This is a genomic window from Ramlibacter sp. (assembly GCF_035548915.1).
Classification (GTDB): domain Bacteria; phylum Pseudomonadota; class Gammaproteobacteria; order Burkholderiales; family Burkholderiaceae_C; genus Ramlibacter.
Map to the genome: position 1 here is coordinate 51571 of NZ_DASZSE010000043.1, position 18273 is coordinate 69843.

Consider the following 18273-nt stretch of genomic DNA (forward strand, 5'->3'; position numbering starts at 1 on the left):
ATGCAGTGGCTACTTCATGACGAGACTTCGCCGACGCGCGACACAGCGTCGTTCGGGTCCGGGAACACCGTCTTGAAGATCTCCATCCAATGAACGCGGCCCGGGGCGGACGGTGGCTTCATTCCTGCTCTCCCGAGGGCATTCGCCGTTGCCGTCATCTCGATCCAGTCTGCCTGCATGTGACCTTCGAGGACCAGCAAGCGGGGTTCGATCTCTGTTGCCGCGTTCTTTCGCGCGGAAAGGTCGCCATGGAGGACGCGGGTCCAATTGTCCATTTCGCCATCTTCGAAGGAAGCTCTCGCGTCGTGTCTCGCCATGGCCTCGTTCCTCAGACGCTCCAGTGCATGCTTGTAGTTTCCGTACGTCTCGACGTACTGCCGCAACGTCTCGACCCACAAGAGTTGCATCGTCATCACCTCGTGCTCATCGGTCGGCTTTCCGACGGTGCGGGCATAGTGTCGAGCTTTCTCCAGACGAGCGCCGGCAAGGCTTGCCTGGTGGGCGAGATCGTCAGACGCCGGTCTGGCCGCGGGATCACGATGAACTTCCGTGGCCTCCGGTTGGCTGGCCGTGTGTTCCGCTGGCGTCTTCACGTCGCCTTCAGTGGCGGGTGTGTCCGCGGCCGTGGCGGATGAGCCGGCCGACATCGCGTCGTAGTGCTGATACGTCGCCAAATGCGTGAGCGGCGTGCCTTCGCCCGGCTGCGAGCGGCGAAAGGCCGAACGCACCCGTTCGACGGCTCTGTGCAGGAGGTCTTGCTTCGGCGAATCCATGTTCTGCGCACTGCCGTCCCGCCGGGGTTCGCCCGAACGACGCAAGGCCGAACGGACCCATGCGGTCGCTCTGCGCAGCAGGCCTTGCGTCGGCGGCGTGTTCGCCGCTGCATCGGCAAGCGATCGATATCCGGCAGCTTCGGGGATAGGGCGGGTCGGTCCGGGCATTTCTCGAGCCTCCTCAGGAGGTTGATCCGCGCGTGGGCATGCCTTGGTGCGTCGGTCGGCGGACGAAACCTCGCAGGGCACCGTGAGAGTAGTAACCACCGTCGAGGAACGGTTCCAGCAAGACGGCCAGACCTCTGTACATCGCGTGCCGGGGCCGCCGAGCGGGGTGCGCGTTCGAGCCCGCGAGCGGGTCGAACGGCCGGACATGCATGACCCATGGTAGACTGGTCTGAATTCTAGTCAGTTGAGGCGAACCCCATGCAATCTTGGGCAGTACAGGATGCCAAAGCCCGATTCAGCGAGTTTCTGGAAAGATGCCTCGCCGAGGGCCCGCAGATGGTGACGAAGCGCGGCGCCGAGACGGCGGTTCTGGTTCCCGCGGACGAGTGGCGCCGGATGCAGGCGTCGGCCCGGCCCACGCTCAAGGAATTGCTGTTGTCGGACTCGGCGAGAGCCGACATTCCTGTGCCCGCGCGGGGGCGCGCCCGCAGGCGCAAGCCTCGAGCGTTTCGGTAAGCGCCATGTACCTGCTCGACACGAACGTGGTTTCGGAGCTTCGCAAGCCGAAACCGCATGGAGGGGTGCTGCAGTGGATGCGGGACGCCTCGGACACGGAACTGCACATCTCGGCTGTGACGATCGGCGAGATCCAGGCGGGGATCGAACTCACTCGCGAGCACGACGAGGCAAAGGCCGCCGAGCTCGAGCGTTGGCTGGAACTCGTCGCCGGTTCCTTCAACGTGGTCGCGATGGACGCGGCCGCGTTCAGGGTCTGGGCGCGGTTCATGCACCGCGCTTCGAACACGCTCTACGAGGACGCGATGATTGCCGCCACGGCCAAGGTGCACAAGTTCACCGTGGTCACCCGAAACGTGACGGACTTCAAGGACTTCGGCGTGAAGGTCTTGAACCCATTCCTTTCCGTGCGGAAGTGAAGCGCGGCGCGTGGCCGGCGCGAACGCTCCGTCTACCTCGCCATCACCCAACGCGGCAACCACAGCGAAAACCCCGGCACATACGTCACGAGCACCAGGCACAACCCCAGCGCCCCATAGAACGGCCCGATCGTCTTCATCACCTGTCCCACCGACACTTCCCCGATCGCGCAGCCCACGAACTGCACGGTGCCCACGGGCGGCGTATTGAGCCCCAGCGCGCAGTTGATGAGCATCACCACGCCGAACTGCAGCGGGTCCATGCCGAACTGCTGCGCGATCGGCAGGAAGATCGGCGTGCAGATGAGGATCGTGGGTGCCATGTCCAGAAACGTGCCGAGCAGAAAGAGCAGCACGTTGATCATGAGAAAGATCACCCAGGGCTCGCTGCTCACCGACTTCATGAGCTCGCCCGTGCGCTGCGGGACTTCGTACAGCGCAAGGAAATAGCCGAACGCGGCCGAGATGCCGATCAGCAGCAGCACGACCCCGGTGGTCTTGCACGCCTTGGCGCACGCCTTCATGAAGTTGTTCCAACTGAGCGACCGGTAGACGAACACCGTGATCAGCATCGCCCACGCGACCGCGATGGATGCCGACTCGGTCGCCGTGAACGCGCCCGACAGAATGCCCGCAAGAATGATCACGACCACGAGCAGCCCGGGCACCGATGCCGCGAAGGCGACGGCCACGGCTCGCCACCCCGGAAAGGCGCCGTGCGTCGCATAGCCGCGCTTGCGCGCCACCCACCATGCGGCCAGCAGGTTGCACGCCGTGAGGATGAATGCGGGCACCACGCCCGCGAGGATCAATCCGAAGGCGCTCACCGAGGCGATCCCCGACGTGGCGAGCGTGAAAAGGATCAGGTTGTGCGACGTCGGCATGAGCGCGCCGACCAGCGCCGCGTGCGTCGTGACGTTCACCGCGTAGTCCGCGTCGTAGCCTTCCTTCTTCATGAGCGGAATCATCACGCTGCCCATTGCCGACACGTCCGCCACGGGCGAGCCCACGATGCCGCCGAAGAGCGTGCAGCCGAGCACGTTGCTCATGCCGAGGCCGCCGCGCACGTGGCCGACCAGGCTGTTGGCGAAGCGCACGATGCGCTCGGCGATGCCGCCGTGGAGCATGAGCTCGCCCGCGAAGATGAAAAACGGAATCGCGAGGAAGCTGAAGACCTGCATGCCGCCCACCATCTTCTGGAACACCACGGCCACCGGCAGGCCCGCGGCGACGATGGTCGCCACCGACGACAAGCCGATGGAAAACGCCACCGGCACGCCCATCAGCAGCAGCAGCGTGAAGCTCACCGTGAGGACGGTCAGTTCCATGCGGGCTCCACGTCGACTCCGCGCAGGATGGCGATGAAATGTTCGGCGGAGAAAAGGACGATCAGCAAGCCCGCGATGATCACGGGCACGTAGTCGATGCCGTCGGGCACGGGAAGCATGGGTTTCTTCTCGTTCCACTTCGCGCTCGCCCACACCCAGCCGCCCCACACCATGAGGCCGCCGAAGAGGGCGACGAGCGCATGGATCGCGAGTTCGATCCGGCGCTGCCAGGCCTCGGGCAGCAGCGCCACCATCGATTCGAGCCCGATGTGGCCCGCGTCGCGCACACCGACCGCCAGGCCGAACGCAGTGACGAAGAGCACGAGCAGGAGCGCCAGGGCCTCGGCCCAGGTGGGCGTGTCGTTCATCACGTAGCGGCCGAAGACCTGCCACTGAACGCACAGGATCACGGCGATCAGCAGGACGACGGCGAGCATGAGGCTCGCTTTCGATACGAAGGCACAGACTTTCGTCATTCCCGCGAAAGCGGGAATCCAGAGGCTTTCCGGGGAAGACACTGGGTCCCCGCTTCCGCGGGGACGACGGGGTTGGGGTGCCGCGTCCTCGCTTTCGTCAGAACGACGGGCTTGGGGCGCCGCGCCCTCGCTTTCGCCAGAACGACGGGCTTGGGACGCGCCTCGCGTCACTTCGTGTCCTGCACGGCCTTCACGAGCCGCTTCATCTCCGGCGTCGTCATGAACTTCTCGTACACCGGCCCCATCACCGCCTGAAACGACTTCTTGTCCACCTCGACGATCTCAGCGCCCTGCGCCTTCACGCTCGCGAGCGACTTCGCCTCCTGCTCGTCCCACTTCTGCCGCTCGTACGGCACCGATTCCTTCGCGGCCGCGCGGATCATCGCCTGCTCATTGGGCGGCAGCTTGTCCCACACGATCTTGCTCATCACGAGGATCTCGGGCGCCATCGAGTGCTCCGTCTTCGAATAGATCTTCACGGCCTCGACGTGCTTGGCGGTGTCGAACGAAGGAATGTTGTTCTCCGCCGCGTCGATCAACCCCGTCTTGAGCGCCGTGTACACCTCGCCGTACGGCATCGGCGTCGCGTTCGCGCCCATGGCACCCACGAGCGCCACCCACAGGTCGGACTGCTGCACGCGAATCTTGAGGCCCTTCGCGTCGGCCACCGTGCGGATCGGCTTTTTCGCATAGATGCTGCGCGCGCCGCTGTCGTAGAACGCAAGCCCGATGAAGCCGGCCGACTCGCAGCTTTTCAGGATTTCGTCGCCCACCGGGCCGTCGAGCACTTTGCGCATGTGCGCGATGGAGTTGAAGAGAAACGGCATCGTGGGCACCTGCGTGAGCGGGCAGATGTTGTTCATCGGCCCCACGTTCACGCGCGTGAAGTCGAGCGCGCCGATCTTCACCTGGTCGATGGTTTCCTTCTCGCTGCCGAGCGCCTGCTTGTTGAAGACCTTGATGTGGTGCTTGCCGCCGCTCTTTTGCTCGAGCAGCGTGCTCATGTACTTGACCGCGAGCACCGTCGGATAGTCGTCGGCGTTGTGCGTGTCCGCCGAACGGAATTCGGTGGCGCGTGCCGCGAAGGCGAACGCGGCCGTTGCAAGCGCGCAGAAAGCGGCGAAGGTCTGCTTGGAATTCATCTCATCTCCTCACTCGTGGGTTGGATTCTTGCGCAAGTCCGCGCGCATCGAGAACGAATTCGGCGGCGGGCGGCGGGCGGCGGGCGCGGGGCAGCAGGCATCGGCGCTTCAGTCCGATTCGAAAGGGCCCATCTTCACGAACGCGCCGCCTTGGTGGATGCGGGCGGGATCGTCGTCGTCGAGCGGCGGCTGCGCGGCTTCCACCCGGGCCCGAAACGGTTCGGAGCTGTCCTGCGGATGGAACTCGAGGTGCGCGGCCAGCGTGTTGTCCCACCACTTGTCGCGGTTGGCCGACACGCCGTAGACGATCGTGTGTCCGAGCCGCGGCGCGAAGAGGCAGCAGCGCACGAGCTCGATCAGGTCGCGGTAGCTGAGCCAGGTGACGAGCATGCGGCGCTCCAGCGGCTCGGGAAACGACGAGCCGATGCGCACGCACGCCGTTTCGATGCCGTAGCGATCGAAGTAAAGGCGCGACAACTCCTCGCCGTACGACTTCGACAGGCCATAGTAGGTGTCCGGGCGCTTCACGCAGTCGGTGCCGATCATCTCGCCTTGCCTGTGCATGCCGACGACGTGATGCGAACTCGCGAACACCACGCGCCGCACGCCGTGACGGCGGGCGCCTTCGTACAGGTGGAAGACGCCCTTGATGTTCGCCTCGAGGATCGTCTCGAACGGCATCTCGACCGAGACGCCGCCCATGTGCACGATCGCGTCGCAGCCTTGCACGAGCGAATCCACCGCGGCCTTGTCCGCGAGGTCGCACGGGACCACCTCCTCGTTCTGCGCGGCCGGCGCCATGGAGGCGATGTCGGAGACGCGCATCGTGTGCGCGAACGGCTTCAGGCCGAGGCGCAGCACACGGCCCAGCCCGCCCGCCGCGCCCGTGAGCAGCAGGCGGTCGAGGGCCGGCGGGCGAGAGGGCTCCCGTGCCGTCTTCGGGACGGACGGAGGCATCGCTTGGTCATCGGTTGTCATACAACGTTGCGTGCCATTATCGGGACGCTCACCCGAGAGCGTCAACTGCGGTTCCTAAGGAGATTCCCGATACGCGGCCCGAGTTGTACGATGACGTGACCCAGGCAACTCTCCGCGGTGCTATGGTTCCAACGAGAGATGGTCGAGTATCTGATCGGCATCGATGGCGGGGGGACGTCCACCCGCGCGCTCGTCGCGCGCCGCGACGGCGCACTGCTGGGCCACGGCGCGGCGGGCCCGTCGGCGCTGGGGCAGGGCATCGCGCAGGCGTGGCGCAACGTTCAGCTGGCGATCCGCCACGCATTCCACGGCGCGGGGCTCGACGTTCCCGAGCGCTGCCGCGTCGCGCTCGGCGCGGGCCTCTCGGGCGTGAGCAACCGGCCGTGGCGGGAAGCCTTTCTCGCCGCGGACCCCGGCTTCGCGCACGTCGAGCTCGAAACCGATTCGTACGCGATGCTGCTGGGTGCGCATGGCGGCGCGCCCGGCGCGATCCTGATCGCGGGCACCGGCAGCGTCGCCGAAGCGCTCAGGCACGACGGCACGCGCTGCACGGTGGGCGGCTGGGGCTTCCCGGTCGGCGACGAAGGCAGCGGCGCATGGCTCGGCCTGCATGCGGTGCGCCATGCGCAGGCGTCGATCGACGGCCGGGCGAATCGCGGCGCGCTCGCGCGCGACATCGAAAGCGAATGCGGCCGCACGCGCGACGAGTTGCAGGCGTGGTGCGACCGCGCGGGCCAGTTCGCCCACGCGCAGCTCGCAACGCTCGTGTTCCAGCACGAACGCGACGACCCCGCGGCGGCCGAACTCCTCGCTCGCGCGGTGAACGCGCTCGAGACCATCGCATTGGCCGTGGACCCGCGGGGTCGCCTGCCGCTGGCGGTCGCGGGCAGCGTGGCGCGCGCGCTCGCGCCGCGCTTCGCCCCGGCCGTGAGAAGCCGCATCGTCGAGGCGAAGGAGGGTGCCGCCGCCGGCGCGCTCGCGCTCATCCGCGCCGCGGCGCGCCACGACCTGGAAGAGCTGCTGTGAGCCGCAAACTCGAAGGCCTCGTTCTCGCGCCGCACGGCTTCATCACGGGCACGCTCGAGTTCGGCGACGACGGACGCATCTCGTCCGTCGCGGGCCTGCCGATCGACGAGGAGCGTGTGCGCGGCCACGGCGGCGCGCTCATCCTGCCGGGCTTCATCGACTTGCACGTGCACGGCGGGCGCGGGCGCGACATCATGGAAGGCGGCGACGCCGCGGCCGAGGTCGCGCGGTGCCACGCGGAACACGGCACCACCGCGCTTCTCGCGACGACGATGACGGCGCCGCACGAGGACCTGGCGAGGGCGTTCGAGGGTCTGCGCGACGCCGTTGCGGCACGCGCTCACGGCGCGGCGCGCATCCTCGGCGTGCACCTCGAAGGACCGTTCATCAACTCGGGCAAGCTCGGCGCGCAGCCCGACTTCGCGCGGCCCGTCTCGATGCAGGAGCTGGCCGCGCTGCATGCCGTGGCGCCGATTCGCCTCGTGACGCTCGCCCCGGAGGTGCCGGGCCACATGGAAGCCGTGCAGGCGCTCACCCGCGCCGGCTTTCGCGTGCAGCTCGGCCACACGCTCGCGAGCTACGAAGAGGGCGTGGAGGCGATGGCGCGCGGCGCCCGGGGCGTCACGCATCTCTTCAACGCCATGACGCCGCTGCATCACCGCGCGCCCGGCGTGGTGGGCGCGGCGCTCGCGCACGCGCGATACGCGGAGATCATTCCCGACCTGCTGCACGTGCACCCCGGCGCGATCCGCGTCGCGCTGCGCGCGATCCCGCGCGTCTATTGCGTGACCGATTCGACCGCGGCGACCGGCATGCCCGACGGGGAATACCGCCTGGGCCGGCACGCCGTCACCAAGTGCATGGGCGGCGTGAGACTCGACGACGGCACGCTGGCCGGCTCGACGCTCACGATGGACGAGGCCTTGCGCAATCTCGTGGAGCGGCTCGGCCTGAGCCTCGCGGACGCGTCGCGGCGCGTGTCGACCTTCGCTGCCGAGTACCTCGGCCTCACCGACCGGGGCACGCTGCGCGAAGGGGCCTGGGGCGACGTGGTGGTGCTCGACCGCGACCTGCGCCTGTCGGATGTTTTCGTGGAGGGAGCCGCCATTGGCCACACGCATGCTGCTTGAAGCGCTCGAGGCGCCCGACGCGATCGCCCGCCAGCTCGCGCGGGATGCCGATGCGTATGCGGCGCTCGGCGCGCGCCTGCGCGCGTCGCGAAGCGCGTCGCTTCTCACCATCGCGCGCGGCAGTTCCGACCACGCGGCGAGCTTTGCCGCCTATCTCATCATGGCGCGGCTCGGGCGGCTCGTCACGTCGCTGCCGATGTCGCTGCTCACGCTGTACGAATCGCCCATCGCGTGCGAAGGGCTCGCCGCGTTCGCGTTCTCGCAGTCGGGCCAGAGCCCGGACCTCGTCGAGCCCACGCGCTACTTCCGCGCGGGCGGGGCACTCACGGCGGCCTTCGTGAACGACGTCGAGTCGCCGCTCGCACGCGCGGCCGAATGGGTGTTCGGCCTGCACGCGGGCGAGGAAAGGAGCGTGGCCGCCACGAAGAGCTTCATCGCACAGCTCGTGGCGGGCGCGCGCCTGGCCGCCGCGTGGCAGCAGGATGCGCGTCTTGCCGAAGCGCTCGCGAGACTTCCCGATGCGCTCGCGCGCGCCGCCCGCGCCGACTGGACGTCCGCGGTGGAGGCGCTCGCCTCGGCCGACCGCCTCTTCGTGATCGGCCGCGGACCCGGCCTATCCGTCGCGCAGGAGGCGGCGCTCAAGTTCAAGGAAACGTGCGCGATCCAGGCCGAGGCGTTCTCCAGCGCCGAGGTGCAGCACGGCCCCATGGCCCTGATCGAGGAAGGCTACCCGCTCATCGTGTTCGCGCTGCGCGGGCCCGCGCAGCAGGGGCTCTTGCAGCTCGCGCAGACGCTGCGCTCGCGCGGCGCGCTCGTGCTGCTCGCGGCACCGGAGGGCACGCCCGGCTGCCGGCTCGCGCTCGCCGAAACGAGCGAGCCCGATCTCGACCCCATCGCCGCGATCCAGTCGTTCTACCTTCTCGTCGAAGCCGTGGCGCGTGCGCGAGGCTTCGACCCCGACCGGCCGCGCCATCTGCGCAAGGTCACGAGGACTGCCTGAAGCGCCGCGTGGGCAGTCGCATGGGATCGCGTGGGATCGCGTGGGGTCGCGAGGGATCGCATCATGTGGCGCGCTCGCGCAACACACCGGCGATGCCAGACGAAAGTCTGGAGCGCGTATTTCCGATGACGGTGATTCCCCCTATGAACGAGCCCGAACTTCGACCCCCTTGCGTTTATCTATGGTTCACCTACAGTGAAGACCAGAATCTGCCTACAGGCATGTAGTCGCGGTGCGCAGGCTTCGCGTTACAGTGAGACGGTTGAACCGTGCAGTTTCGAACGTAAACGACCCCGAAGAAGGAGGTTCCATGGACGTAGTGCGAAATTTCCTGGCGCGTTACGAAAAGACGCGTGAGGAGGAGATGTCGCTGGAGGAATACCTCGACTTGTGCAAGCGCGACCCGCTCGCCTACGCCACGGCCGCCGAGCGGATGCTCGCCGCCATCGGCGAGCCCGAGATGATCGACACGCGCCACGATTCGCGCCTGTCGCGCATCTTCGGCAACAAGGTGATCCGCGTCTATCCGGCCTTCAAGGATTTCTACGGCCTCGAGGAGCCCATCGAGCAGGTGGTCGCCTGCTTCCGGCACGCCGCGCAGGGCCTGGAAGAAAAAAAGCAGATCCTCTACCTGCTGGGCCCCGTGGGCGGCGGCAAGTCGTCGATCGCGGAGCGGCTGAAGCAGCTCATGGAGCAGGTGCCGTTCTACTGCATCAAGGGCTCGCCCGTGAACGAGTCTCCGCTCGGCCTGTTCAACAACGACGAGGACGCGCCGCTGCTCGAGCAGCAGTACGGGATCGCCCGGCGCTACACGCAGCGCATCATGTCGCCGTGGGCGGTGAAGCGCCTGGAGGAGTTCGGCGGCGACATCCGCAAGTTCCGCGTGGTGAAGCGCTACCCGTCGATCCTGAAGCAGATCGCGATCAGCAAGACCGAGCCGGGCGACGAAAACAACCAGGACATCTCGTCTCTCGTCGGCAAGGTCGACATCCGCAAACTCGAGAGCTACGCGCAGGACGACCCGGACGCCTACAGCTACTCCGGGGGCCTGTGCCTCGCGAACCAGGGCCTGCTCGAATTCGTCGAGATGTTCAAGGCGCCGATCAAGGTGCTGCACCCGCTGCTCACCGCCACGCAGGAAGGCAACTTCAAGGGCACGGAAGGGTTCGGCGCGATCCCGTTCGACGGCATCGTGATGGCCCACTCGAACGAGTCGGAGTGGAAGGCGTTCAAGAACAACAAGAACAACGAAGCTTTCCTGGACCGCATCTACGTCGTGAAGGTGCCGTACTGCCTGCGCGTGACCGAGGAAGTGAAGATCTACGAGAAGCTGATCCACAACTCCTCGCTGAAGGAGGCCGTGTGCGCGCCCGGCACGCTGAAGATGATGGCGCAGTTCTCGGTGCTCACGCGGCTGAAGGAGCCGGAGAACTCGTCGCTTTTTTCCAAGATGCTGGTGTATGACGGCGAGAATCTGAAGGACACCGACCCGAAGGCCAAGAGCTACCAGGAATACCGCGACTACGCGGGGGTGGACGAGGGCATGACGGGCATCTCGACCCGCTTCGCGTTCAAGATCCTCTCCAAGGTCTTCAACTTCGGCTCCGAGGAGGTCGCGGCCAATCCGGTGCACCTCATGTACGTGCTCGAACAGCAGATCGAGCGCGAGCAGTTCCCCGCGGAGACCGAGCAGAAGTACCTCGCCTTCATCAAGGAACACCTGGCCGCCCGCTACGCGGAATTCATCGGCAAGGAAATCCAGACGGCCTACCTCGAGTCGTACTCGGAATACGGGCAGAACATCTTCGACCGGTACGTGACGTATGCCGACTTCTGGATTCAGGACCAGGAGTATCGCGACACGGACACGGGCGAAATCTTCGACCGCGCGGCGTTGAACGGCGAGCTCGAGAAGATCGAGAAGCCCGCGGGCCTGTCCAACCCAAAGGACTTCCGCAACGAAATCGTCAACTTCGTGCTGCGCGCGCGTGCCAACAACGCGGGCAAGAACCCGGTGTGGACGAGCTACGAGAAGCTGCGCACCGTGATCGAGAAGAAGATGTTCTCCAACACGGAGGAGCTGCTTCCGGTCATCAGCTTCAACGCGAAGGCGTCCGCCGACGAGGCGAAGAAGCACGAGGACTTCGTGAACCGCATGGTCGAGAAGGGCTACACGAAGCGGCAGGTCCGCCTGCTGTGCGAGTGGTACCTGCGCGTGCGCAAGAGTTCCTGACGAGAAGGCACGCCGATGACGATGAGCCCCAAAGGGGAGCGCAGCCAGCTCCACCAGGTCATCGACCGGCGCCTGTCCGGCAAGAACAAGTCGATCGGCAACCGCGAGCGGTTCCTGCGGCGCTACCGCGAGCAGATCAAGGAGGCGGTGCGCAAGGCCGTGGGTGACCGCGGCATCCGCGACATCGAGGATGGCGCCGACATCTCGCTGCCCAAGCGCGACGTGAGCGAGCCCGTCTTCGGCCACGCGCCGGGCGGCACGCGCGAGATCGTGCATCCGGGCAACGAGGAATACGTGCGCGGCGACCGGATTCAGCGCCCGCAAGGCGGCGGCTCCGGCGGATCGGGCAGCGGCGCGTCGCCCGACGGGCAGGGCGAGGACGACTTCGTCTTCCGGATCTCGCGCGAAGAGTTCATGAACTACTTCTTCGACGATCTGGCGCTGCCGCGCATGATCCGCACGCAGTTGCTGGCCGACGTGCCGGAATGGAAGACGCGGCGCGCCGGCTTCATCTCCGAAGGCAACCCGACTTCGCTGCACGTCGTGCGCTCGATGCGTGTGGGGCTCGCGCGCCGCATCGCGATGGGCGGCGATCCGCGGCGCGAATTGAAGCTGGCCGAGGAGCGACTTGCGACGCTGGTCGCAGGCGGCGCGCCCGATGCGGAAGTCGAGAAGGCGCGGTTCGAAGTCGAGGAGCTCAGGCAGCGCCTGAAGCGCGTGCCCTTCCTGGACCCGTTCGACCTGCGGTATCGCAACCGCGTGCGCGAGCCCATGCCCACGAGCAAGGCGGTGATGTTCTGCCTGATGGACGTGTCGGGCTCGATGGACGAGGCCCGCAAGGACCTCGCCAAGCGCTTCTTCATCCTGCTCTATCTGTTCCTCTCCAAGCACTACGAGAAGACCGAAGTCGTGTTCATCCGCCACCACACGCAGGCGGCCGAAGTGACGGAAGACGAGTTCTTCCACGCGACGGAGTCGGGCGGCACGGTGGTGTCGTCGGCGCTTACGCTCATGAACGAGATCATCCGCCAGCGCTACATGGGCAGCGAGTGGAACATCTACGGCGCGCAGGCGTCCGACGGCGACAACTGGCAGCAGGATTCGTCGAAGTGCCGCGAACTGCTGGACAACAAGATCCTGCCGCTCGTGCGCTACTACGCCTACGTGCAGGTGGCCGACGAAGACCAGAACCTCTGGGAGGAGTACACGCGCGTGCGGGACGCCAACGTGCACTTCGCGATGCAGAAGATCGTGACGCCCTCCCAGATATTCCCCGTGTTCAGGGACCTGTTCAAGAAGAATCCCACGCAGGTCGGAAGTTGAAACCATGAGCATCATCGAACTCCCCGAAGAGCATGGCCTGATGCCCAGCGATACGAAGCGGCTGCCGAGCCCCTCGGACTGGACCTTCGACCTGATCGAGCTCTACTTCGACCATATCCGCCGTACGGCCGAACGCTACGGGCTCGACACGTATCCGTCGCAGCTCGAACTGATCTCTTCCGAGCAGATGCTCGATGCCTATGCCTCGGTCGGCATGCCCGTGAACTACCGCCACTGGTCGTACGGCAAGCACTTCATCACGAGCGAGAAGAGCTACCGGCGCGGCCACATGGGGCTCGCCTACGAGATCGTCATCAACTCCGACCCGTGCATCGCCTACCTGATGGAGGAGAACACGATGCCCATGCAGGCGCTCGTGATGGCGCATGCGTGCTTCGGGCACAACTCGTTCTTCAAGGGCAACTACCTGTTTCGCATGTGGACGGATGCGAGCTCGATCATCGACTACCTCGTGTACGCGAAGAGCTACATCACCGAATGCGAGGAAAGGCACGGCATCGACACGGTGGAGCAGGTGCTCGATGCCTGCCACGCGCTGATGAACTACGGCGTGGACCGCTATCGGCGTCCGCAGAAGATTTCGATGGTGGAGGAAGAGCAGCGCCGCAAGGAACGCGAGGAGTACCTGCAGCAGCAGGTGAACGACATGTGGCGCACGCTGCCGAAGACCGCCGGCAAGCAGGCGAAGAAGGAGCACAAGCGCTTCCCCGAGGAGCCGCAGGAGAACATCCTGTACTTCATCGAGAAGCACGCGCCGCTCCTGGAGCCGTGGCAGCGCGAAGTCGTGCGCATCGTGCGCAAGATCGCGCAGTACTTCTATCCGCAGCGGCAGACGCAGGTGATGAACGAGGGCTGGGCGACGTTCTGGCACTACACGCTGCTGAACACCATGTACGACGAGGGCCTGCTCTCCGAAGGCTACATGATGGAGATCCTCTCCTCGCATACGAACGTCGTGTTCCAGCCGCCGGTGACCCACCCGGCGTACAGCGGCATCAACCCGTACGCGCTGGGCTTTGCGATGTACAGCGACATCAAGCGCATCTGCGAGAAGCCGACGGACGAGGACCGCGAGTGGTTCCCCGACATCGCCGGCAGCGACTGGGGCAAGACGCTCGACTACGCGATGCGCCACTTCAAGGACGAGAGCTTCATCGGCCAGTACCTGAGCCCGAAGCTGATGCGTGACTTCCGGATGTTCAATGTGCTGGACGACTCGACGCAAAAGGAGCTGGAAGTCTCCGCGATCCACGACGACCAGGGCTACCGCCGCGTGCGCGAAACGCTCGCTCGCCAGCACGACCTGGGGTGGCGCGAGCCGAACATCCAGGTGTGGAACGTGAACCTGCGCGGCGACCGCTCGCTCACGCTGCGCCACATCCGCCACAACGACCGCCCGCTCGACAACGGCGCGGAGGAAGTGGTGAAGCACGTGGCGCGCCTGTGGGGCTTTCGCGTGCGGCTCGAAAGCGTCGACGCGCACGACCGCGTGATGCAGCACTGGGAAGTGACGCCCGCGCAGCCGCATCACTGACGGATCGGGGGCCTCGTTCGGCGCGAGGTAAGCTTGCGTGAAGAGGGGCCATCGCACCGCCCCGTGGAGCACCGATGTTCACGCAAGACCTGCTGAAGAACCAGCGCATCCTCGTCACCGGCGGCGGCACCGGGCTCGGGCGCGCGATGGCCGAGCGCTTTCTCTCGCTCGGTGCGGACGTCGCGATCTGCGGGCGGCGCAAGGCGGTGTGCGACGAGACGGCGCAGCAGTGGCGCGAGCAATTTCCCGAGAGGCGCATCGACACGTTCGGTGTGGACATCCGCGTCGCGCAGGCCGTCGAGGAGATGGTCGAAGCCTTGTGGGAGCAGGGCGGACTCACGGGCCTCGTCAACAACGCGGCCGGCAACTTCATCGCCCCGACCGAAAGCCTTTCGCCGCGCGGCTTCGATGCGATCGCGAACATCGTCTTTCACGGCACGTTCTACGTCACGCAGGCGGTGGGCAAGCGCTGGGTGGCGCAGGCCAAAGACGGCGCATGGAAGCCGGGGCAGCCGTATCGCAGCGTGATGAGCATCATTGTGACGTGGGTCGACACGGGCGGGCCTTACGTCGTGCCGTCGGCGATGAGCAAGGCGGGCATCGAGGCGATGACGAAATCGCTCGCGATCGAATGGGCGAAGTACGGCGTGCGGTTGAATGCCGTCGGCCCCGGCGAGATTCCGACCGAAGGCATGAGCAAGCGCCTGAACCCCGGAGAAGAGCCGGGCGCTCGCAGCCGCGAGAAGAATCCCATGGGCCGGCCCGGCGACATGTCGGAGCTGCAGAACCTCGCGACCTTCCTGATGGCGTCCGGTCAGTGCGACTGGCTCACGGGCCAGTCGATCATGATGGATGGCGGCAACGCGCTGGCCACCGGGGGCAACTTCTACGAGTTGCGAAGCTGGACCGATACCGACTGGCGGCAGGCGCGCGAACGCATCGAGGCGCAGAACGCGAAGGACCGCGCGCAACGCTGATGCGCGCTCATGCGGTTCGGATCACCGTGATGTGTTCCGCGCCGCTCTCGCCGAACCACACTTCGCCTTTGCGCCCGAGGATCTGGCGCACGTTGGCGCTGTCGCGCGCGAGCGGATGGCGTTCGAACTTCTCGCTGCGCGGATCGAACGAGTAGATCGCGTTGGTGGCCCATTCGCTGATCCACACGATGTCGCGGTCGTCCACGTACACGGCGTAGACGTGCGTGCCTTCGCCGGGTGGCTTCCAGCTGTGCCAGCTCCTGTCTCGCGGATCGTGCATGGAGAGCTGGCCGCTGTTCCATTCGCTCACCCAGATGCGGCCGTGACTGTCGCCCCACACGCGCCGCGCGCCCTGGCGTTGGGTGGGCGGCTCGACGACGGTCGATTCGCCGGTGCGGCGGTCGATGCGCGCGATGAACGACCCGGCGAGCGAAGCCCACCACACGTCGCCCGAGGGTGTGACGCAGATGCCGTAGGGGCCGAAGCCGCGTGGCGCTTCCTTCGCGGTGACCTGGCCGGTCTTGACGGAGACCTTGCCGATCCAGCCGCCCTGGCCGGTGAACCAGAGGTCGCCGTCGCCGTCGAAGACGCAGGTGTTGAGGTTGGTGTAGGGCGTGCCTTTGGGCAGCGGGAAGAGGCGCACGCTGCGATCGGGCCAGCTCACGCGCGCGATGGCGTTCTGGCCGCCATCGGTGATCCATGCGGCGTGGTCGGGGCCCTCGATCACGCCGTGCGGCGCGGAGCCGGAGCCGAGCGCGACGAGGTCGGTGCGCCCGGATGCGGGATCGAACCAGCCGAGATGGCCGCTGGCCTGCGCGGTGAACCACACGCCGCCGTCGGGGGCGGGGGCGACGTCGTGGATGCCGGTGCGTCTGGAAGTCGCGAGCTTCCAGGATTGCATCTTGCCCGGCTGGGCGGATGCGAAGACCGGAGCGGAGGCCGCGGCTGCGAGGAGGTGCCGGCGGGTGAGCATGGGCGGAATGCTACGCGTGTGGGGAATGAGAGGAAAGTGGGGTGGGTGAATTCGATCGGCGGGGGTGCTTGCTGTATGCCGTCATTCCCGCGAAGGCGGGAATCCAGGGGACGCGAAGCGTCAGTCGCGGTGATCGGCGAGTGCGCGGCGTGCATAGGCGGCAAGGGCGTTTGCTCGGTGTCTTTGGGCATTCCGCCCGGTGTAAACTGCTCGCTGCGCAGGCGAGCGTCCATTCATGAGTGCAAGCTTGGTCGAAGAACTTTCACATCGGGCCAGGGAACTGAGTCCGGACGAGCGCGTGCAGCCGGCCGAGGAGCTCTTGGCCACTGTCCATGAGGCGGATGAAGAAATCGAAGCGGAGTGGGAAGCAGAAATCAAGCGTCGCGTTCCGGAGATCGAACACTGACCCGCAGAGCTCGCGTCGACTGCTCCTCGGCATTGGTGCCATATTTGCATTGGCCTACGTGGTCGCTTGCTGGTTCGTTCTGCGGGACCTCTGTAAGTTTGCCTCGCGGGTGCGTGAATCGAACATGATGCAAACGACCGGTGTGGAGAGGTCTTACTCGTCTGGGAAGACTTGTCTGGCGGAGCGAGTACCGGTTTTTGGTTTGGCGCTGTACCCTTTGGGCGCGATTGGCTTCAGCACCTTGTGCATTCACCACAAGGAGTACTGAATGGCACAGTGCACTTGAGGAGGGCGAGACATCAATGGAGAGCGCGATGCTGCCTAACGCATTTTTCGACACGGACGCGTCCGACGCCGCGCGCTAGGCATCGCATGCTCGTAGACGTCGTCAGTGGAGCTCTGAAGCTGTTGGAGTCAACGTTCGTCCTGTCGTCGGTCGGTGCACTCGCGGGCGCGAGTGCTGGCGCGTGGGGTGCGCAGCGTATGATTGAGCGAACCAGGCATCGACAAGAGCTCTTGCGGGAAATCCGAAACACAAATGCCGCCGTGATGGTGGTATTCACCATCGCAAACACCGCATTGGGTATGAAGTCACAGTTGGTGAAACCCATGGTAGACAGGTTTCGGGCAGATCTGGAAGCCTTCCGGCATCACGCCGCCACTCCCAAAGGGCACGGTGCGCTCAAGGCAACGTTCAGCTTCGAGGCAGACCTTCAAGAGTTCTTTGCGCCCTCGTTCCCTGTGGATACCCTTAAGATGCTTGTTTTCGATCGCATAAGTGCTCTCGGAAAGGCACTTAGCTTGGTTGTTCAAATTGAAAATGCAAGCTTAGGACTCTACCGCTCCGTTGAGGAGCGTCGAAGCCTGATATCCAGCTTCAAGTTGCGCCCGATGGATGACGCATGGGCGCTTCGGTACTTCGGAGAGAAACTCCCATCGGGTCACACTCATAGAGAGTTCGCTGATCTTGTGGATGTGATTGCAAGCTTTACTGACGACGTTATCTACTTCAGCGGTTCGCTCATTGAGGAGCTGCTTGCTCATGGTCAAGTCTTGCACAACGCGTTCTCTAGAGCCTACGGTGAGGGAGCCCCGAAGGTGAGCTCCCCTGATTTTTCCGGTCCGAAGAAGTCCGGTCTCTATCCTTCAGCCGCCGACTACGAAGCTTGGGAGCGGTGGATCACTGAAAGGGGTGATCCGAAAGAGGGAATGATGAAAGCGCACGGTCAGAATGTCTTAAACGGTTGGCGTCGATTGGGAATTATTTTGTCTGCGGTATGGCTGGCTTTCGTTGCTACTGTCTTTTCAGAGCCATCGGCGGCACCAGCGATGAGTGCGTGGATGCGACCGTGTGATCGCTTGTCCGACCCGCTTTGCTTATTCGACACTGCGAGTCCACTGCGTGTTTCATTTCTGGCGAGCCTCCCGATCATCGCGTTGTGGGGCCTTGGGTACGCTGCGGGTTGGATCCGCAAGGGATTTAGCGATAACCATTGACAGCTAAGATTGCTTCAACGAGCCTGTCCTGAATTTTGTGTGAGGCATAACATGACCGACCAGGAGCATTTATGCCAAGCAGAACGAAGCAGAAGAACGCGGAGATCGCCGCCCGGAGCGCGGCGCTCCCGAAGATTCCCAAGGAGTTGATGGACCAGTTGGTTTGCGGCCCGAAGACCGGCGAGGAGGTCAACGCCGCCACGCTGGCGTTGAAGAAGGCGCTGATCGAGCGCGTGATGGGAGCCGAGCTGGGCCACCATCTGGGCCAGCCCGCCGAGGACGCCAACCACCGCAACGGCACGAGCGCCAAGACGGTGATCACTGGCGAAGGCCCGGTGCGCGTGGACATCCCG

Annotated in this window: 17 protein-coding genes and 1 pseudogene; 12 read left to right on the top strand and 6 right to left on the bottom strand. The window is 65.4% G+C overall.

Annotated elements, in window-relative coordinates:
- Positions 1 to 14: 14 nt before the first annotated feature.
- Positions 15 to 941 carry a hypothetical protein gene (locus tag VHA82_RS17860; RefSeq protein WP_325546240.1) on the bottom strand — a complete coding sequence of 309 codons (927 nt, stop codon included), beginning with the start codon at positions 939 to 941 and terminating at the stop codon, positions 15 to 17.
- 258 nt (positions 942 to 1199) lie between these two features.
- Here VHA82_RS17860 and VHA82_RS17865 point away from each other — a divergent pair, with 258 nt between their 5' ends.
- Together VHA82_RS17865 and VHA82_RS17870 are read left to right on the top strand one after the other, a co-directional pair.
- Positions 1200 to 1457, top strand: a complete 258-nt coding sequence (locus VHA82_RS17865) for a type II toxin-antitoxin system Phd/YefM family antitoxin (protein WP_325546242.1) — start codon at positions 1200 to 1202, stop codon at positions 1455 to 1457.
- 5 nt (positions 1458 to 1462) lie between these two features.
- A complete protein-coding gene (locus VHA82_RS17870; RefSeq protein WP_325546244.1) occupies positions 1463 to 1876 on the top strand; it encodes a type II toxin-antitoxin system VapC family toxin in 414 nt (137 codons plus the stop codon).
- Between the two features lie 32 nt (positions 1877 to 1908).
- Here VHA82_RS17870 and VHA82_RS17875 read toward each other — a convergent pair whose 3' ends face one another.
- From VHA82_RS17875 to VHA82_RS17890, 4 genes are all read right to left on the bottom strand, one after another.
- On the bottom strand, positions 1909 to 3204 hold the full coding sequence (locus tag VHA82_RS17875; protein WP_325546246.1) for a TRAP transporter large permease: 1296 nt from the start codon (positions 3202 to 3204) through the stop codon (positions 1909 to 1911).
- Positions 3195 to 3641: a TRAP transporter small permease gene (locus VHA82_RS17880; protein ID WP_325546248.1), complete on the bottom strand. Its 447-nt coding sequence runs from the start codon at positions 3639 to 3641 to the stop codon at positions 3195 to 3197. Before VHA82_RS17880 ends, VHA82_RS17875 begins: the two co-directional genes overlap by 10 nt.
- 206 nt (positions 3642 to 3847) lie before the next feature.
- Positions 3848 to 4822 (bottom strand): TRAP transporter substrate-binding protein, encoded by a 975-nt coding sequence (locus VHA82_RS17885; RefSeq protein WP_325546250.1) that lies wholly within the window; start codon positions 4820 to 4822, stop codon positions 3848 to 3850.
- 108 nt (positions 4823 to 4930) lie between these two features.
- Positions 4931 to 5779 (bottom strand): NAD(P)-dependent oxidoreductase, encoded by an 849-nt coding sequence (locus VHA82_RS17890; protein ID WP_325546252.1) that lies wholly within the window; start codon positions 5777 to 5779, stop codon positions 4931 to 4933.
- A gap of 159 nt (positions 5780 to 5938) precedes the next feature.
- Between VHA82_RS17890 and VHA82_RS17895 the strand changes: the two genes are divergently transcribed.
- The 7 genes from VHA82_RS17895 (at position 5939) to VHA82_RS17925 (ending at position 15044) form a co-directional block, all read left to right on the top strand.
- Positions 5939 to 6826: a BadF/BadG/BcrA/BcrD ATPase family protein gene (locus tag VHA82_RS17895; protein ID WP_325546254.1), complete on the top strand. Its 888-nt coding sequence runs from the start codon at positions 5939 to 5941 to the stop codon at positions 6824 to 6826.
- The gene (gene nagA, locus VHA82_RS17900; RefSeq protein ID WP_325546256.1) at positions 6823 to 7956 is read left to right on the top strand and encodes an N-acetylglucosamine-6-phosphate deacetylase; all 1134 of its coding nucleotides are present in this window, start codon (positions 6823 to 6825) and stop codon (positions 7954 to 7956) included. Before VHA82_RS17895 ends, nagA begins: the two co-directional genes overlap by 4 nt.
- The gene (locus VHA82_RS17905) at positions 7946 to 8956 is read left to right on the top strand and encodes an SIS domain-containing protein (RefSeq protein WP_325546276.1); all 1011 of its coding nucleotides are present in this window, start codon (positions 7946 to 7948) and stop codon (positions 8954 to 8956) included. Before nagA ends, VHA82_RS17905 begins: the two co-directional genes overlap by 11 nt.
- 310 nt (positions 8957 to 9266) lie before the next feature.
- A complete protein-coding gene (locus VHA82_RS17910; protein ID WP_325546258.1) occupies positions 9267 to 11189 on the top strand; it encodes a PrkA family serine protein kinase in 1923 nt (640 codons plus the stop codon).
- Positions 11190 to 11210: 21 nt separating this feature from the next.
- Positions 11211 to 12512 carry a YeaH/YhbH family protein gene (locus tag VHA82_RS17915; protein ID WP_414708670.1) on the top strand — a complete coding sequence of 434 codons (1302 nt, stop codon included), beginning with the start codon at positions 11211 to 11213 and terminating at the stop codon, positions 12510 to 12512.
- Between the two features lie 4 nt (positions 12513 to 12516).
- Positions 12517 to 14067 carry a SpoVR family protein gene (locus VHA82_RS17920; RefSeq protein ID WP_325546262.1) on the top strand — a complete coding sequence of 517 codons (1551 nt, stop codon included), beginning with the start codon at positions 12517 to 12519 and terminating at the stop codon, positions 14065 to 14067.
- A gap of 74 nt (positions 14068 to 14141) precedes the next feature.
- Positions 14142 to 15044, top strand: coding sequence for an SDR family oxidoreductase (locus VHA82_RS17925; RefSeq protein WP_325546264.1), 903 nt, complete (start codon positions 14142 to 14144; stop codon positions 15042 to 15044).
- Positions 15045 to 15051: 7 nt separating this feature from the next.
- Here the strand turns inward: VHA82_RS17925 and VHA82_RS17930 are convergent, their stop codons facing one another.
- Complete coding sequence (locus VHA82_RS17930; protein ID WP_325546267.1) at positions 15052 to 16017, bottom strand: virginiamycin B lyase family protein; 966 nt, start codon at positions 16015 to 16017, stop codon at positions 15052 to 15054.
- 247 nt (positions 16018 to 16264) lie between these two features.
- On the opposite strand from VHA82_RS17930, the gene VHA82_RS17935 reads away from it, so the two are divergent.
- The 3 genes and pseudogenes from VHA82_RS17935 to VHA82_RS17945 all read left to right on the top strand — a co-directional run.
- A complete protein-coding gene (locus VHA82_RS17935) occupies positions 16265 to 16423 on the top strand; it encodes an addiction module protein (protein WP_325546270.1) in 159 nt (52 codons plus the stop codon).
- 546 nt (positions 16424 to 16969) lie between these two features.
- A complete protein-coding gene (locus VHA82_RS17940; RefSeq protein WP_325546272.1) occupies positions 16970 to 17920 on the top strand; it encodes a hypothetical protein in 951 nt (316 codons plus the stop codon).
- A gap of 71 nt (positions 17921 to 17991) precedes the next feature.
- Positions 17992 to 18273 (top strand): annotated as a pseudogene (locus tag VHA82_RS17945) (IS256 family transposase); the annotation flags it as partial.

Bases quoted from the DNA above. Each gene is read 5' to 3' on its own strand.
- VHA82_RS17870 (WP_325546244.1), top strand. From the start codon at position 1,463: ATGTACCTGCTCGACACGAACGTGGTTTCGGAGCTTCGCAAGCCGAAA.
- VHA82_RS17880 (WP_325546248.1), bottom strand. From the start codon at position 3,641: ATGCTCGCCGTCGTCCTGCTGATCGCCGTGATCCTGTGCGTTCAGTGG.
- VHA82_RS17885 (WP_325546250.1), bottom strand. From the start codon at position 4,822: ATGAATTCCAAGCAGACCTTCGCCGCTTTCTGCGCGCTTGCAACGGCC.
- VHA82_RS17895 (WP_325546254.1), top strand. From the start codon at position 5,939: ATGGTCGAGTATCTGATCGGCATCGATGGCGGGGGGACGTCCACCCGC.
- VHA82_RS17910 (WP_325546258.1), top strand. From the start codon at position 9,267: ATGGACGTAGTGCGAAATTTCCTGGCGCGTTACGAAAAGACGCGTGAG.
- VHA82_RS17890 (WP_325546252.1), bottom strand. From the start codon at position 5,779: ATGCCTCCGTCCGTCCCGAAGACGGCACGGGAGCCCTCTCGCCCGCCG.
- VHA82_RS17915 (WP_414708670.1), top strand. From the start codon at position 11,211: ATGAGCCCCAAAGGGGAGCGCAGCCAGCTCCACCAGGTCATCGACCGG.
- VHA82_RS17925 (WP_325546264.1), top strand. From the start codon at position 14,142: ATGTTCACGCAAGACCTGCTGAAGAACCAGCGCATCCTCGTCACCGGC.
- VHA82_RS17860 (WP_325546240.1), bottom strand. From the start codon at position 941: ATGCCCGGACCGACCCGCCCTATCCCCGAAGCTGCCGGATATCGATCG.
- VHA82_RS17920 (WP_325546262.1), top strand. From the start codon at position 12,517: ATGAGCATCATCGAACTCCCCGAAGAGCATGGCCTGATGCCCAGCGAT.
- VHA82_RS17875 (WP_325546246.1), bottom strand. From the start codon at position 3,204: ATGGAACTGACCGTCCTCACGGTGAGCTTCACGCTGCTGCTGCTGATG.
- VHA82_RS17930 (WP_325546267.1), bottom strand. From the start codon at position 16,017: ATGCTCACCCGCCGGCACCTCCTCGCAGCCGCGGCCTCCGCTCCGGTC.
- VHA82_RS17905 (WP_325546276.1), top strand. From the start codon at position 7,946: ATGCTGCTTGAAGCGCTCGAGGCGCCCGACGCGATCGCCCGCCAGCTC.
- VHA82_RS17865 (WP_325546242.1), top strand. From the start codon at position 1,200: ATGCAATCTTGGGCAGTACAGGATGCCAAAGCCCGATTCAGCGAGTTT.